This is a genomic window from Knoellia sp. p5-6-4, assembly GCF_029222705.1.
Taxonomy (GTDB): Bacteria; Actinomycetota; Actinomycetes; order Actinomycetales; family Dermatophilaceae; genus Pedococcus_A.
This window is the reverse complement of the sequence record NZ_JARGZF010000001.1, coordinates 345,249-360,059: the sequence shown is the minus strand read 5'-3', so window position 1 is coordinate 360,059 and position 14,811 is coordinate 345,249. Positions and strand designations below refer to the sequence as shown.

12 protein-coding genes are annotated in these 14,811 nt (G+C 72.3%); 6 read left to right on the top strand and 6 right to left on the bottom strand.

The annotated features are described in order from the left end of the window. Positions 1–100: 100 nt before the first annotated feature. Both P2F65_RS01750 and P2F65_RS01745 read left to right on the top strand, forming a co-directional pair. Positions 101–2,284 carry an MMPL family transporter gene (locus P2F65_RS01750; protein WP_275803544.1) on the top strand — a complete coding sequence of 728 codons (2,184 nt, stop codon included), beginning with the start codon at positions 101–103 and terminating at the stop codon, positions 2,282–2,284. Continuing rightward, positions 2,281–3,321, top strand: coding sequence for a Gfo/Idh/MocA family oxidoreductase (locus tag P2F65_RS01745; protein WP_275803542.1), 1,041 nt, complete (start codon positions 2,281–2,283; stop codon positions 3,319–3,321). Before P2F65_RS01750 ends, P2F65_RS01745 begins: the two co-directional genes overlap by 4 nt. A 123-nt stretch (positions 3,322–3,444) precedes the next feature. Here P2F65_RS01745 and P2F65_RS01740 read toward each other — a convergent pair whose 3' ends face one another. After that, positions 3,445–4,380: a DUF1996 domain-containing protein gene (locus tag P2F65_RS01740; RefSeq protein WP_275803540.1), complete on the bottom strand. Its 936-nt coding sequence runs from the start codon at positions 4,378–4,380 to the stop codon at positions 3,445–3,447. A gap of 287 nt (positions 4,381–4,667) precedes the next feature. Then, positions 4,668–5,393 carry a peptidase E gene (locus P2F65_RS01735; protein WP_275803538.1) on the bottom strand — a complete coding sequence of 242 codons (726 nt, stop codon included), beginning with the start codon at positions 5,391–5,393 and terminating at the stop codon, positions 4,668–4,670. Between the two features lie 95 nt (positions 5,394–5,488). Between P2F65_RS01735 and P2F65_RS01730 the strand changes: the two genes are divergently transcribed. Continuing rightward, complete coding sequence (locus P2F65_RS01730; RefSeq protein WP_275803536.1) at positions 5,489–6,931, top strand: serine/threonine-protein kinase; 1,443 nt, start codon at positions 5,489–5,491, stop codon at positions 6,929–6,931. A gap of 44 nt (positions 6,932–6,975) precedes the next feature. Here P2F65_RS01730 and P2F65_RS01725 read toward each other — a convergent pair whose 3' ends face one another. From P2F65_RS01725 to lpdA, 3 genes are read right to left on the bottom strand one after another with little or no spacing between them, the layout of a single operon-like run. Then, positions 6,976–7,878: a TIGR01777 family oxidoreductase gene (locus P2F65_RS01725; RefSeq protein ID WP_275803534.1), complete on the bottom strand. Its 903-nt coding sequence runs from the start codon at positions 7,876–7,878 to the stop codon at positions 6,976–6,978. 13 nt (positions 7,879–7,891) lie between these two features. Continuing rightward, positions 7,892–9,703, bottom strand: a complete 1,812-nt coding sequence (gene sucB, locus P2F65_RS01720; RefSeq protein ID WP_275803532.1) for a 2-oxoglutarate dehydrogenase, E2 component, dihydrolipoamide succinyltransferase — start codon at positions 9,701–9,703, stop codon at positions 7,892–7,894. Positions 9,704–9,736: 33 nt separating this feature from the next. Further along, entirely contained in the window at positions 9,737–11,116 is a 1,380-nt protein-coding gene (gene lpdA / locus P2F65_RS01715) for a dihydrolipoyl dehydrogenase (RefSeq protein WP_275803530.1), read from the bottom strand. Positions 11,117–11,340: 224 nt separating this feature from the next. Between lpdA and P2F65_RS01710 the strand changes: the two genes are divergently transcribed. Both P2F65_RS01710 and P2F65_RS01705 read left to right on the top strand, forming a co-directional pair. Then, complete coding sequence (locus P2F65_RS01710; RefSeq protein WP_275803528.1) at positions 11,341–11,679, top strand: hypothetical protein; 339 nt, start codon at positions 11,341–11,343, stop codon at positions 11,677–11,679. An 86-nt stretch (positions 11,680–11,765) separates the two neighbouring features. Further along, the gene (locus P2F65_RS01705; RefSeq protein ID WP_275803526.1) at positions 11,766–11,966 is read left to right on the top strand and encodes a DUF5302 domain-containing protein; all 201 of its coding nucleotides are present in this window, start codon (positions 11,766–11,768) and stop codon (positions 11,964–11,966) included. Positions 11,967–12,041: 75 nt separating this feature from the next. Here the strand turns inward: P2F65_RS01705 and P2F65_RS01700 are convergent, their stop codons facing one another. Beyond that, the gene (locus P2F65_RS01700) at positions 12,042–13,562 is read right to left on the bottom strand and encodes a leucyl aminopeptidase (protein ID WP_275803523.1); all 1,521 of its coding nucleotides are present in this window, start codon (positions 13,560–13,562) and stop codon (positions 12,042–12,044) included. A gap of 96 nt (positions 13,563–13,658) precedes the next feature. On the opposite strand from P2F65_RS01700, the gene gcvT reads away from it, so the two are divergent. Then, positions 13,659–14,768 (top strand): glycine cleavage system aminomethyltransferase GcvT, encoded by a 1,110-nt coding sequence (gcvT, locus tag P2F65_RS01695; RefSeq protein WP_275803521.1) that lies wholly within the window; start codon positions 13,659–13,661, stop codon positions 14,766–14,768. The last annotated feature ends 43 nt before the right edge of the window (positions 14,769–14,811 follow it).

Sequence of the window (14,811 nt, the reverse complement as noted above, 5' to 3'; positions counted from 1 at the left end):
GGCCGTCGGCCGCCGAATGCCGTTCGAAGCCGCCCCACTAGGGTGGTTCGCACACGGCTGCAGCCGGCTGGCCGTGGCGTCGGCAGAGCTGGGGAGCCTGATGAAACCTGCGTGGGTGGTCCGCCTCGGTGCACTGGCCATGGTGCTGGTGTGGTTCGGGATCGGTGGAGTCGGGGGTCCCCTCGTGGGACAGCTCTCCGAGGTGCAGAAGAACGACAACGCCTCGTTCCTGCCCGAGAGCGCCGAGTCGACCGAGGTCATGAGCGCGGTGGCGCGGTTCAGCGAGACGCGAGCCCTGCCCTTCGTCATCGTCATGGAGGCCGACGGGAAGGTCACGCCCGAGCAGCAGCAGGCCGCGGCCGAGTACGTGGCGGCCCTGCCGGCGCTGGCGCTCCCCGAGCTGGGTGAGGGCACGTCCCTCGGCGACTACCTCACCGAGACCCCGAGGGCCGTCGTCCCGAGCCAGGACGGCGAGGCCCTGCTGCTCGTCGTGCCGGTCGACGAGACGAGGGCCACCGAGCCGGTGGGGGAGACCAACGCCCTCTTCGCCGCCACCGAGGAGCTCCGGAAGAAGGCCGAGGGCACCTTGGCCCCTGCGGGTCTCACTGCCTACGTCACCGGCCCCGGCGGCATCACGGCCGACCTCGTCAACGCCTTCGGCGGCATCGACGGCATCCTCCTGCTGGTCGCGCTCGGCGTGGTCTTCGTGATCCTGCTGGTCGTCTACCGCAGCCCGATCCTGCCCTTCGCGGTGCTCGTCACCGCCGTCTTCGGCCTCGCGCTCGCGGTGCTGGTGGTCTACCCCCTGGCCGACAACGAGGTCATCGGCCTGTCCGGCCAGTCGCAGGGCATCCTGTTCATCCTCGTCGTGGGCGCTGCCACCGACTACGCGCTGCTGCTCGTCTCCCGCTACAAGGAGGAGCTGCACGACCGCGAGAGCACCTGGGAGGCCATGAAGCGGGCCTGGCGAGGCTCCGTGGAGCCCATCGCCGCCAGCGCCGCGACCGTGGTGCTCGGCCTGCTCTGCCTGCTGCTCTCAGACCTCGCCAGCACCTCCGGTCTCGGGCCGGTCGGCGCGCTGGGCATCGTCGGCGCCCTCGTCGCGGCGCTGACCTTCCTGCCCGCCGTGCTGCTGCTCTTCGGCCGGCGCATCTTCTGGCCGGCCGTCCCGCGCGTCGACCACGTCCACTCGCAGGACAAGATCGGCACGAGGGGCCTGTGGGGGCGGGTCGCGTCCCTGGTGGGCACCCATCCCCGCCGCACCTGGGCGGTCACGCTGGCGGCCCTGCTGGCCGCCGCAGCCTTCGTGCCCACCTTCAAGGCCGAGGGCATCACCCAGGCCGAGACCTTCCTCACCGAGGTCGAGTCGGTGACCGGGCAGGAGGTGCTCGCCGAGCACTTCCCTGCCGGCTCGGGCAGCCCCGTCCAGGTCATTGCCCCCGAGGCGAAGGCCCAGGAGGTCATCGAGGTCCTGTCCGGGGAGGAGGGCGTCAACGAGCCGTATGCCGGGCTCGCGCCGGGCGCGCCGCCCAAGGTCGTCGACGGCAACGTCCTCGTGCAGGCGACCCTCACCGCCGCCGCCGACAGCCCCGAGGCGGACGACGTGGTGAGACGCCTGCGGGCAGACCTCGACGTCGTGGGCACAGACGTGCTCGTGGGGGGCCAGACGGCCATGAACGTCGACGTCCGCGACGCCAGCGACCGCGACCTGCGCGTCATCATCCCCGCGATCCTGCTCGTGGTCTTCCTCGTGCTGACCGTGCTGCTGAGGTCCCTCGGCGCACCCCTGCTGCTGGTGGTCGCGAACGTCATCTCCTTCGCCGCGACCATGGGCGTCGCGGCGGTGGTGTTCAACCACGTGCTCGACTTCCCCGGTGCAGATCCCTCGACGCCGCTCTACGGCTTCGTCTTCCTCGTGGCGCTGGGCATCGACTACTCCATCTTCCTCATGACGCGCGTGCGCGAGGAGGCGACCAAGGTCGGCACCCGGCGGGGGATCCTCGTCGGGCTGGCGGTCACCGGCGGCGTCATCACCAGCGCCGGCATCGTCCTGGCGGCGACCTTCTCCGCACTGGCCATCCTGCCGCTGCTCTTCCTCGCCCAGATCGCGTTCATCGTCGCCTTTGGCGTGCTGCTCGACACCCTCGTGGTGCGCTCCCTGCTGGTGCCTGCCCTGGCCTACGACATCGGTGCGCGCATCTGGTGGCCGAGCCGTCTCGCCCGTGAGGACCGCCAGCGCGCCCCACGGGACGAGGTCGAGGCGGGCACTAGGGTCACTGCATGACGTTGCGAGTGGGACTGGCCGGCTACGGCATGGCGGGGCGGGACATCCACGCGCCGCTCCTGGCGCAGGCGGGGCTGGAGGTCGCGGCGGTCTCGACGGCCAACCCCGAGCGGCAGGCCGCCGTCGCGCAGGACCACCCGGGGGCCAAGGTGGTCCCCGACCTCGAGGCCCTGCTGGCGGTCGAGGGCCTCGACCTCGTGGTCCTGGCCACTCCCAGCGGCGACCACGCCGCACATGCCCTCACCGTGCTCGAGGCGGGGCTCCCCGTGGTGGTCGACAAGCCACTGGCCGTCGGCTCCGACGCGGCCCTCGAGGTGCTCGACGCGGCCCAGAAGGCAGGGGTGCCGTTGACGGTCTTCCAGAACCGGCGCTACGACGCCGAGCACGCCACCCTGGCCGAGGTGGTGCGCTCCGGTGCGATCGGTGAGGTCTACCGCGCCGAGCTCCGTTGGGAGCGGTGGCGACCCGTGCCCAAGCAGCGGTGGCGCGAGCAGGCGGAGCCGGAGCACGGCGGCGGGATCCTGCTCGACCTGCACTCGCACCTCGTCGACGCCGCAGTGCAGCTGTTCGGCGAGGTCGAGACGGTCTACGCCGAGGTGCACGCGCGCACCACCAACGCCGAGGACGACGCCTTCCTGGCGTGCCGGCACACCTCCGGGGTCTTCACGCACCTGAGCGCCACGTCGGTCGCAGGGGCGCCCGGTCCCCGGGTGCGCGTGCTCGGCAGCCGGGGTGCGTTCCTGCTCAACCAGTTCGAGTCCGAGCCGAACATCTTCTCTGAGCTGCGCGACGACGACGGCTACGCGGGTTGGATCTACCGGGGCGAGGAACGCGAGCCGGTGGTGCGTCAGCAGTCGCACCAGGCCGACTTCTACCGCGCCGTGGCGGGGGCGCTCACCAGTGACGACCCGGTCGGCAACATGCCTGTCGACCCGCGCGACGCCGTGCACACGGCGGCGGTGATCGACGCTGCCCGGGTGAGCGCCGAGGGCCGCCGCGTCGTCGACGTCATCACCCCTGGCGAGCGGATCGACTAGACCGGCAACGCGACGGGCCCCGGCAGGTTCGCCCTGCCGGGGCCCGTCGTCAGTCGCCGGTGCCGTCAGGGTGGTGGGATCCCCTGCATCCCTCCACCTCCGCGGGCAGGGCGGACGTTCGGCTCAGCCGCACTCGGCGGTGGTGAAGTTCCCGCCCGGGTTCACGCAGTTGCGGACCATCGAGGCGAAGCCCTTCGGGTCCCAGGCGTTCCAGAAGTCGGCGTGCATCGTGCGGCCGTCGGTCGTGCCCTTCTCGTGGTCGCTCGACAGCTCCACGTCGTCGCCCTTGCCGGTGTACTGGAACTGGATCGTCTCGCGGAGCTGGACGGTCTTGATCGGGAAGCCGGCGGGGCAGGACTTGCCGACCCGGTAGGCGAAGTGCTTGTTGTCACGCGTGTCGCCGACCTCGTCAGGGCTGTGCGAGGGCTTGACCCCGTCCCAGCACGACGGGAAGTCGATGTGGGCGGTGAGGGTCGAGCCGGGGCGTCCGTCGGCCATGGAGCAGTCGGGGACGGACTGCTGCGGGGCGACGTTCTCGAACTGTCCGCAGGTCCAGTTGAACTTCGTGCCGATCAGGCGGACGTCGTCGGGCAGGGGAACGCCCTCACCAAAGTCCTTGAAGTCCCAGCTGCGGTAGTACGCGGTGAAGGCGCGGGTGGGGACGATGGCGCCGGTGCTCTTGTACCTCAGGACGGGAGTCCAGTACCCGGCGGTGTCGGCTGGGTTCTCGCAGTTCGTCCCGCCGTTGCGCAGGTCCTCGTAGTTCGCCGTGTTGGGGTTGGCGAGGGAGAGGAAGCTGTTGTTGCCGAAGAACTGGTGCATGTGGGCGGAGCCCTGGGCGGGCTCGTTGTGGTGCACGATCGGGTCGACGTCGTCGGTGCCCGTGGTCTCCTTGCACTTGATCTTGGCCTTGGCCTGGGACGGCGGGGCAGAGGCGACCGAGGAGACGAAGGCGAGTCCGAATCCGCCCAGTAGGGCCGTCACCAGGGCCATGACGCCAAGCGTCCTCTTCTTGCTGCCGCGGTGACGGCCGACGTGGCGTTGGGGGACAGAGGGCATGCGTGCTGCTCCTAACAGGGGGTGGGTGTCACAGGCCGCGGGGTGCCCCCCGGGGTGGGGGTCGCCAGGGGTCCGGAGCGTCCGGGGCCTGCGCGAAGGTACAAGGAGACAAGGGTCACGGGAAAGTAACGGCCCCGCGGGCAATCTTGCGTTTGAGCATGTTTGCGTGAGTCCGCGCGGTCAGGCGGAATCGCCCAAAGGCATGTGACCTGCGCATTTCGGTGCCAGGTGTGATCTGCGTCACAAAACGGCAGTTCGCCCACATTGCGGGCGTGGCCGTGGGCTCCTCAGAGGCGGCGGGGCTCGATGCGTTCCTCGCGCGCGCCGTCTCCCTCCCGGGTGACGACGTAGGCGCCCTTGCCGTCCTGCTCGCTGACGGCTTCGATGAGCTCCGTGCCGTGGTAGACGAGGCCGACGCCGTCATCGGTGCAGTGCGTCGTCGGCAGGGTGCCGTCAGCGACCAGGCGGTGCACCAGCGGGCGGCGGCGCTCCTCGGAGTCGTAGTGCACCCCGTTGCCGTAGGGCAGCAGGCCGAGACCGTTGGTGACCGCGCGCAGCTCCGGGCCGAAGGAGTCGGTCGTACCGCCCAGGAACCAGCAGATCGAGCCGGCCGACACGCCGGCGAGCACGACGCCCGCCTCCCAGACCCGCCGGAACACCGGCCGCAGGTCGTGCACGTCCCAGACCGCCAGCAGGTTGGCGACCGAGCCGCCGTTGACCCACACGACGTCCTGCTCGAGCAGGTGGCCCTCGATGTCGTCGAGGTTCGGCATCGGGAACAGGTTGAGGTTGGTCAGGTCCCAACCGGCGTGCCGGGCCGCCTCGTGCATGTGGTCGGCCCAGTACCTCTGGTCGCCCGACGCCGTCCCGAGGTGGATGAGCCGGGGCCGGGGCCGCGTGGTGCCCGAGAGGTCCATCGCGTGGTGCAGCAGGCCGTTGAACTCGACCTGGATGCGCTCGCCGTAGCGGTAGCCTCCGGACGTCGCCACGATGGTCGGCTGGGGTGCGGGCATGCGGGAGAGCGTAGGCCGCGTGGTCCGCCTTCCGGGAGCCGGGGCCTGTGGACAGCGCGGCGGGGCCGGTCGCCCGCTCGGGCAGGGTGGGGTCCATGGACGCGACGCCTGCGCCGGCCCGCCCCCGGGTACCCGGCTACGAGCTGCACGAGCGGGTCGCAGCCGGCGGCAGCAGTGTCGTCTGGCGCGCCACGCGCGTCGCCGACGGCGCCGTGGTGGCGGTGAAGGTCGTGGTGGCCCGGGGCGACGGGGACCGGGCCGTCCGGGAGTCCGCCCTGCTCCGCCGGCTGCCGTTCGAGGGGCTGGTGCGGGTCCATGACGCCTTCTCGCTGCCCGATCACCCCCAGGCAGTGGCCCTGGTCCTCGACTTCGTGGAGGGCGGCTCGCTCGCCGCGGTGCTGCGCGCGCGAGGCCACCTCAGCGCCGGGGAGGCGGTGACGGTGGTGGCCCCGGTGGCCCGGGCGCTGGCGGGCGTGCATGCGGCGGGTGTCGTGCACGCCGACCTGGCGCCGGGCAACGTCCTGCTCGAGCGGAGCGGGCGCCCCCTGCTGGCCGACCTCGGGGTCTCCCGGCTGGCGGTCGAGGCGCCCGCCGAGGTCTACGGCACACCGGGTTTCACCGCCCCTGAGGTCGAGGCAGGTCAGCAGCCCACCCCGGCGTCCGACGTGTATGCCGTGGGGGCCCTCGCGTGGGCGTGCGTCACCGGCGAGCCGCCGCCGCCCCTGGGGTTGCGCCGCCCGCTGGCGGAGCTGGCTCCCGGCCTGCCACCGGCCTGGGTGGAGGTGGTCCTGAAGTGCCTGTCGCCGCTGCCCGCTGAGCGACCGGGTGCCGCCGAGCTGGCTCTGCGGCTCTTCGACGCCGCGCCGTGCGAGCCACTCAGGCTGGTCGCCGGGGACGACGAGGTCTCCCTGATCACCCATCGCCTCCGCAGCGCGCCTCGCGACGAGCCGCCGGCCGCCGAGCCTGCGGGAGGCATGCCGCGGCGACCTCGGCTGTCGCAGCGACTGCAGTGGCCCCGGACGGTCCTCGCCGGCAGGCTCGCAGCCGTCGCGCTGCTCCTGCTCACCGCGGGCCTGGCCGGCACGGCGTGGGCCGCGAGCCGGGACGGGGGCCCGGCCCCTGCTGCTCGTGCGACAGCACGGTCGGACCCTGCGGCCCCCGACCGTAGCCCGGCGCAGCTCATGCAGGCCCTGGCCGACCTGCGGGCTGCGGTGCTGACGTCCGGCGACCCGGCGATGCTCGCGCAGCTCGACGTCCCTGCCTCGCCCGCCTGGCAGGCCGACGCCCGCCTGCTCCGCGAGATGTCGGGCAGGGGGGAGCGTTACGAGGGCCTGCGCTTCACCGTGCGCTCAGCGCGGCTGGCGACGGCGCAGGGCGAGCGGGCCACGCTGAGGGCACGAGTCGACACCGAGGCCTACCGTGTCACGGGGCCGGGCAGCACCCGCACCGCCCGGCCCGCCGAGCCGGGCCGGGAGCTGCTCGTGCGCCTGCGGTTGTCGCCGGGCGGCTGGCTGGTCGAGAGCATCGCCCCGGCCTGAGCCGCGGTCCGGAGCAGGTGCCGCTTTCGTTCCGGGCGGCTCGGTCACTGGTGGGCCAGCAGCCACCCGATGGCCTTGGGGAGGGAGTCGTGCTCGTGCGCGAAGCCGCTCTCGCAGAGCCGTTCGGGGACCACCCGCTGGCTGCCCAGGATGTCGTTGGCGAACTCCCCGAGGTAGAGCCGCACCCCCATGCCCGGCGCCGGCAGCAGGGCGGGGCGGTGCAGCTGCCGGGCGAGCTCGGCGGCGATGTCCTTTTGCCGCGCGGGTGCCGGACCGACCACGTTGACCGGTCCGGTGATCTCCGGGCGGTCGACCAGGAAGGCCAGTGCGCGCACGGTGTCACGCAGGGTGATCCACGGCCAGAACTGCTGGCCGGAGCCCAGCGGCCCGGCGAGCCCGAGCTGGGCCAGCCGCAGCAGCGGCCCCATCGCGCCCGAGCCGGGAGCGAGGACGATGCCGGTGCGGGGGTGCGCCACGGCGAGCCCGGCGGCCCGGGCCGGCTCTGCGGCCGCCTCCCAGGCCCGCACGACCTCCGCGAGGAACCCGTGCCCGCTCTCGGACTTCTCCGTGAGGACCTCGTCGCCACGGTCGCTGCCGTAGATGCCGACCGCCGACTGGCTGACCAGCCGGATCGGGTGGTCGGCCTCGGCCAGCGCAGCAGCCAGGGTGTGCGTGCCGTCGACCCGCGAGGCGAAGATCTCCTGCTTGCGGCTCGGCGTCCAGCGCCTCTCGCCGACGTTGGCGCCGGCGAGGTGCACGACGGCGTCGACGTTGGCCAGGGCCGCCGCCTCCAGCTGCCGGTTGCTGGGGTCCCACGTGATCTCGGCGGACGTGCGGGCAGGCCGGCGCACGATGTGCAGGACCTCGTCACCGCGCTCGCTCAGGAAAGCCGACAGCGCGCTGCCGATCAGTCCGGAGGCCCCGGTGATGGCAACGCGCTGCGGCATACCTGCTCCTGACCTAGAGGCCCAGCGAGGCCTCGAAGGCCCCCTCCTCCAGGCGGTTCTTCATTGTCGTGAGGAACCGGGCAGCGTCGGCGCCGTCGACGATCCGGTGGTCGTAGGACAGCGCGAGGTACATCATCGAGCGGATCGCGATGGTCTCGCCCCCCTCGGCGTCGGTGACCACGACGGGCCGCTTGACGACCGCGCCGGTCCCGAGGATGCCCACCTGCGGCTGGTTGATGATCGGCGTGTCGAACAACGCTCCGCGGCTGCCGGTGTTGGTGAGCGTGAAGGTCCCGCCCGCCAGCTCGTCCGGCGTGATCTTGTTGTTGCGCGTGCGGTCGGCGAGGTCGGCGATGGCACGGGCCAGGCCGGCGATGTTGAGGTCGCCGGCGTTCTTGATCACCGGGACCAGCAGGCCGCGCTCGGTGTCGACCGCCATGCCGAGGTTCTCCTGGCCGTGGTAGGTGATCTGGTCGCCCTCCACGCTGGCGTTCACGTTCGGGTGCGCCTTGAGCGCCTCGACGGCGGCGAGGGCGAAGAACGGCAGGAAGCTCAGCTTGGTGCCCTCACGCCGCTCGAACTCGGACTTGGCCCGGGCCCGCAGCCGCGCGATCTTGGTGACGTCCACCTCGACCACCGTCGTCAGCTGGGCCGACACCTGGAGGGACTCCACCATGCGCGTGGCGATGACCTTGCGCAGGCGGGACATCTTCTCGGTGGTGCCACGCTTCGGCGAGGCGGCGGGAACCGAGGCGGCCGGAGCCGGGGCCTGCGCGGCGGGCGCCGCGGCAGGTGCCGCGGCGGGCTCGGCCGCCTGCTGCGCCGCCTTGGCGGCGTCGAGGACGTCCTGCTTGCGGATGCGCCCGCCGATGCCGGTGCCCTGGAGGCTGGCGAGGTCGACGTTGTTCTCCGCCGCGAGCTTGCGCACCAGCGGGGTCACGTAGGCGGAGGCGTCCTCGCCGCCGCGCTCGGCCTGAGCCGGGGCCTGGGCAGGCGCGGGAGCCTGGGTTGGCGCAGGGGCAGCCTGAGCCTGCGGGGCCTGGGCCGGCGCGGCCTGCTTCTCACGCTGCTCGGGCTGGGGGGCCTGCGGCGCGGTGGCCTCCTCCTGCGGAGCCGGCTGCTCCTCCTGCGGAGCCGGCGCGGCGCCACCGGCGGACCCGCCGATGATGGCGAGGTCGGCACCCACCGGCACGGTGTCGTCCTCGCTGACCAAGATCTTGGTGAGCGTGCCCGCGACCGGCGAGGGGATCTCGGTGTCGACCTTGTCGGTGGAGACCTCGAGCAGCGGCTCGTCGACGGCGACCTCGTCGCCCTCGGCCTTGAGCCAGCGGGTGACGGTGCCCTCGGTGACGGACTCGCCGAGTGCCGGCATCTTCACGGTCTCGCCGCCACCCTGGGTCCCGCCGGACGGCTGCTGTGCCTGCTCCTGCTGGCCACCCTCGGCCTGCGCGCGCTCGGGCTCGGAGGTGGCTGGCTGCTCGGGCTGCTCGGTCGAGGGGGCCTCGGGGGACGGTGCCTGCTCCGCCTGCGGCTCGGCAGCCGGCTGCTCCTCGCCGCCCTGACCACCCTGGTCGCCGGAGGGCGCGGCGCCGTCGCCGATCACCGCGAGGTCTGCGCCGACCGGCACGGTGTCGTCCTCGTTCACGAGGATCTCCTGCAGCACACCGGCAACAGGGGAGGGGATCTCGGTGTCGACCTTGTCGGTGGAGACCTCGAGCAGCGGCTCGTCGACCTCCACGGTGTCGCCGACGTTCTTCAGCCAGCGCGTCACAGTGCCTTCGGTGACCGACTCACCCAGGGCCGGCATGGTCACGCGTTCAGACATGGGCTCTTATCTCCTTGTTGTTCTTCGCTGGCTTCAGGCGTGCACGTGGAGGGGCTTGCCGGCCAGGGCCAGGTGCGCCTCTCCCAGCGCTTCGTTCTGGGTCGGGTGGGCGTGGATCAGGCTGGCGACGTCGGAGGGCAGTGCCTCCCAGTTGTAGATCAGCTGGGCCTCGCCGACCTGCTCGCCCATGCGGGCGCCGATCATGTGCACGCCCACCACCGGGCCGTCCTTCTCGCGCACGAGCTTGACGAAGCCCTGGGTCTGCAGGATCTGGGACTTGCCGTTGCCGCCGAGGTTGTACTCGAAGACGTCCACCTCGCCGTACCTCTCGCGCGCCTGCGCCTCGGTGAGGCCGACCGAGGCGATCTCGGGGTCGCAGTAGGTGACCCGCGGGATGCCGAGCTCGTCGATGCGTGCGGGGGCGAGGCCGGCGATCTCCTCGGCCACGAAGATGCCCTGGGCGAACCCACGGTGCGCCAGCTGCAGGCCGGGCACGATGTCGCCGACCGCGTAGACGCCGGGCACACCGGTGCGGCAGCGCTCGTCGGCCACCACGTAGCCGCGGTCGAGGCGCACGCCCGCCTCCTCGTACCCGAGGCCCTCGGTCACGGGACCACGGCCGACGGCCACCAGCAGCAGGTCGGCCTCGATGCTCTCACCACCCTCGAGGGAGACGGTGACGGTGTCGCCGCTCTGCGTGGCCCCCTCGAACCTCACGCCGGTGCGCAAGGCGATCTTGCGCTTGCGGAAGCTGCGCTCGAGCTGCTTGGAGACCGACTCGTCCTCGGCCGCGACGAGGCGGGGGAGCGCCTCGACGATGGTGACCTCGGAGCCGAAGCTCTTGAAGACCGAGGCGAACTCGACGCCGATGACGCCGCCACCGAGCACCACGACGCGCGGGGGCACGAAGTCGAGCACGAGGGCCTGCTCGCTGGTCATGACCCGGCCGGAGATCTCCAGGCCGGGCAGGGTCTTGGCGTAGGAGCCGGTGGCCAGCACGACGTTCCTGCCGGTCAGCCGGCGGCCGTCGACCTCCACGGTGTTCGGGTCGACGAGACGCCCCTCGCCCTCGACGTACTCGACGGAACGCGACTTCACCAGGCCCTGGAGACCCTTGTGCAGCCGGCTCACGACGCCGTCCTTGTAGCGGTTCACGCCGCTCATGTCGATGGACTCGAAAGTCGTCTTCACGCCGAACTTCTCGCCCTCGCGGGCGCTGTCGGCCACCTCCGCCGCGTGCAGCAGCGCCTTGGTCGGGATGCAGCCCTGGTGCAGGCAGGTGCCCCCGAGCTTCGACTTCTCGACGAGCGCGACGCTGAGCCCGAGCTCGGCGCCGCGGAGGGCGCATGCGTAGCCGCCGCTGCCGCCTCCGAGAACCACGATGTCGAAGGTCTTCTCGGCATCAGCCGACATACGTCTCGCTCCTAGCGTGTGTCGCGTGAACGGTCTGCCGGCAGCTCACCCGGCAGGTCGATGCCGCGGCGCAAAACCGACTTGGGTGCATCTTGTCACTCTTTGCTCGCGCAGGCGCAAGCAGGTCCCACCGTGGCCACCGCGTGCCGGCAGCGGTGGCCGGCGTGGCCGCGACACCCCCTGAAACGCACCGTCGCAGCAGGACGGCCACCTAAGGTGGTGCCATGGCGTGGTGGAGACGCGGCCGCGGGGGGCGGCGCACCGTGGGTCGCTCCGACGGCCCCGACATGACCGTCGACCGGGAGGCCGTCCGTCGACACCTCTCGGAGTTCGCCGCCAGCCGGCGCGGGGTGGAGGCCTACATCGAGCCGCCCACCAACGTCACGGCGACGACCGTCATCCTCATCGCTCACGACGGGGAGTGGACCAGGCGTGCGGCCGGGAGCCGTGAAGCCGCCTTCGAGCTCGCCCGGCGGCTCGGCGTGCCGGTCTACGACGTGAACCAGACGGGCTACCCCAACCGCATGCGCGAGTGGAACTCGCGCCAGCGCCGCAAGGCGTGACGCAGCACACCGAGAAGAAATGGTGTGGGCGCTGGCAGGCTCGAGGTGCGAGGCTGTCAGGACCACCGAGCGAACGGGAGTGACGAATGTCGAACACGCCGAAGGGTTCCGGCCGTGCGGCCGCGAGCGAGGACCTGAAGAAGAAGTTCCGCGAGGCCCTCGACCGCAAGCACGCGCACGGCGGCAAGGACGTCACCGACAGCCACGGCGGCTCTAAGGTCGACCACGAGCAGGGCGCGGCCACGAGCGCCACGCAGCAGATGTTCCGCCGCAAGAGCGGCGGCTGACAGCAGCGCAGGCCGGTATGCCGAGGGGCCCCGTTCCACAGCGGAACGGGGCCCCTGGTGTGTGCCGGGACGCGGTCAGCCCGCGTAGCCCTCGGCCACGGAGAGCAGCGTCGCGACGCCGTAGCCGGTGCCGCCCTTGGGTGTGTGGCCCCACGCGCCGCCCTCGTTGAAGGACGGGCCCGCGATGTCGACGTGCGCCCAGGGCAGGCCCTCACCGACGAACTCCTTGAGGAACAGGCCCGCGGTGAGCATCCCGCCCCACCGCTCGCCCTTGTGGGCGAGGTCGGCGACGGTCGAGTCGAGCTGCGAGCGCAGGTCGTCGGGCAGCGGCATCGGCCAGGCAGCCTCACCCGCGCGGCCGGCGGCGTCGCGCACGGTCTCACGGAAGGCGTCGTCGTTGGCCATGATGCCGGCGACCCGGGCCCCGAGGGCGACCATCTGCGCGCCGGTCAGGGTGGCGATGTCGATGACGGCGTCCGGCTTGCCCTCGCTGGCCAGGCAGAGGCCGTCGCCGAGCACCATGCGGCCCTCGGCGTCGGTGTCGATGAGCTCGACGGTCGTGCCGTTGCGCATGGTCACCACGTCGCCCGGGCGCTGGGCGGTGCCGCTCGGCATGTTCTCGGCAAGGCAGAGGTACCCGGTGACGGCCACCGGCAGGCCGAGCTCGGCGGCGGCGAAGACCGTCGCGGCGACCGCGGCGGCACCGGCCATGTCGGATTTCATGGTGAGCATGCTCGCCGGGGGCTTGATGCACAGGCCGCCGGAGTCGAAGGTGATGCCCTTGCCGACGAAGGCCAGCGACGCCCTGGCGCGGGTGGGCTTCCAGGACAGCTCGACGATGCGCGGCGGGTTCGCCGAGCCCTGGCCGACGCCGACGATGCCGCCGAAGCCGCCCTTGGCGAGGGCCTTCTCGTCGAGCACCTTCACGCTGACCTTGGCGGACGAGGCCCCGGCGCGCTCCTTGACCGACTCGGCGAACGACTGCGGGAACAGCAGGTTCGGCGGGGTGTTGACCAGGTCGCGGGCGTACGCCGTGGCGTCGGCGAGGATGCCGGCGCGCTTGGCTGTGGCCTTGGCCGCCTTGTCCTTGGCCTCGCCGGTGACGACGGTGACGGTCGACGGGGCGGCGTCCTTCTCCTTGCCCCTGCCCGCCTTCGCGGCGCCGGCCTTCTCACCGCGCACACCGGCATACCGGTAGCAGCCGAGGGCGGCGCCCTCGGCCACCGCGGCGACCTCCTCGACCCCCGAGGCGGGAAGCGCGACGGCGACGGTGCCCGCACCGCTCAGGGAGCGGGTGGCGGCACCGGCGGCGCGGCGCAGCGCCTCGGCGGTGGGGCCCTCGGAGACGTCGCCGAGGCCGGTCAGCACCACGAGCGGGGCCTTGACGCCGGGCACGGCGGCGAGCTTGAGCACCTCGTCGGCCTTGCCCTTCGCCGAAAGCGTGCCCAGCGCGGAGGTCAGGTGGCTCTCGGCCTCGCGAGGCAGCCCGTGGCCCTCGGCGAGGGCGGCCGAGCCGTCGGACGAGACGGTGGCGAGGACGAGCGCGTCGGCCTTGACGTCGTGGGCGGAGCGGTCGGAGAGGTTCACAGTGGTCACGGGGTGCGCGGTCCTTCGGGGTCGGGGAGGGTCACCTGCCCCCGCAGGATAGCCACGGGCCATCACCCCGGGCTCGGTGACGGTACGGTTCGGCCCATGAGCAACGGTGCCCTGAAGACGTCCCCCCTGCACGAGAAGCACGTGGCGCTCGGCGCCAAGATGGCCGACTTCGGTGGCTGGGAGATGCCCATCGAGTACCCCGGTGGCGGCGTCGTCGCCGAGCACAACGCGGTGCGCACGGCCGTCGGCGTCTTCGACGTCTCGCACCTCGGCAAGGCCAGCGTCAGGGGTCCCGGCGCCAAGGACTTCGTCAACGCCTGCCTGGCCAACGACCTCAACCGCATCGAGCCGGGCAAGGCGCAGTACACGTTGTGCTGCAACGACTCCGGTGGTGTCGTCGACGACCTGATCGCCTACCTGCGCAGCGACGACGACGTCTTCCTCATCCCGAACGCCGCGAACACCGCGGAGGTCGTCGAGATGCTGAAGGCCGCCGCCCCCGAGGGCATCGAGGTCGAGGACCTCCACGACCGCCACGGCGTCATCGCGGTGCAGGGCACCAAGAGCGACGAGGTGCTCGAGGCGCTGGGCCTGCCCACCGGCCACGACTACATGTCGTTCGTCGAGACCACTTGGCAGGGGCAGCCGGTCATCGTCTGCCGCACCGGCTACACCGGCGAGCGGGGCTACGAGCTCGTCCCCGCCTGGGACGTCTCGGCGCAGCTGTGGGACGCCCTCATCGAAGCCGCTCGCGAGCACGGCGGCCTGCCCTGTGGCCTCGGCGCCCGCGACACCCTGCGCACCGAGATGGGCTACGCGCTGCACGGCAACGAGCTCAGCACCGACATCACGCCGGTGCAGGCACGCGTCGGCTGGGCCGTCGGCTGGAAGAAGGACACGTTCTGGGGCAAGGACGCGCTCGTGGCCGAGAAGGCGGCCGGCCCGTCGCGCGTCGCCTGGGGCCTGCTCGCCACCGGCCGCGGCATCCCACGCTCGCACTGCGCCGTGAGGAACGCCGACGGCGAGACCATCGGCGAGGTCACCTCGGGCACCTTCTCGCCGACGTTGAAGCAGGGCATCGCCCTCGCGCTGCTCGCGCCCACCGTGGCCGAGGGCGACGAGGTCGCCGTCGACGTGCGCGGCCGCGACGTGCCGGCGCGCGTGGTACGTCCCCCGTTCGTCGAGGTGGGGGTCCGCGAGTCCTGAGCGACCCTGCGCGAGCCCGTGTGCCGCGTGGGCGGGTTCCCGA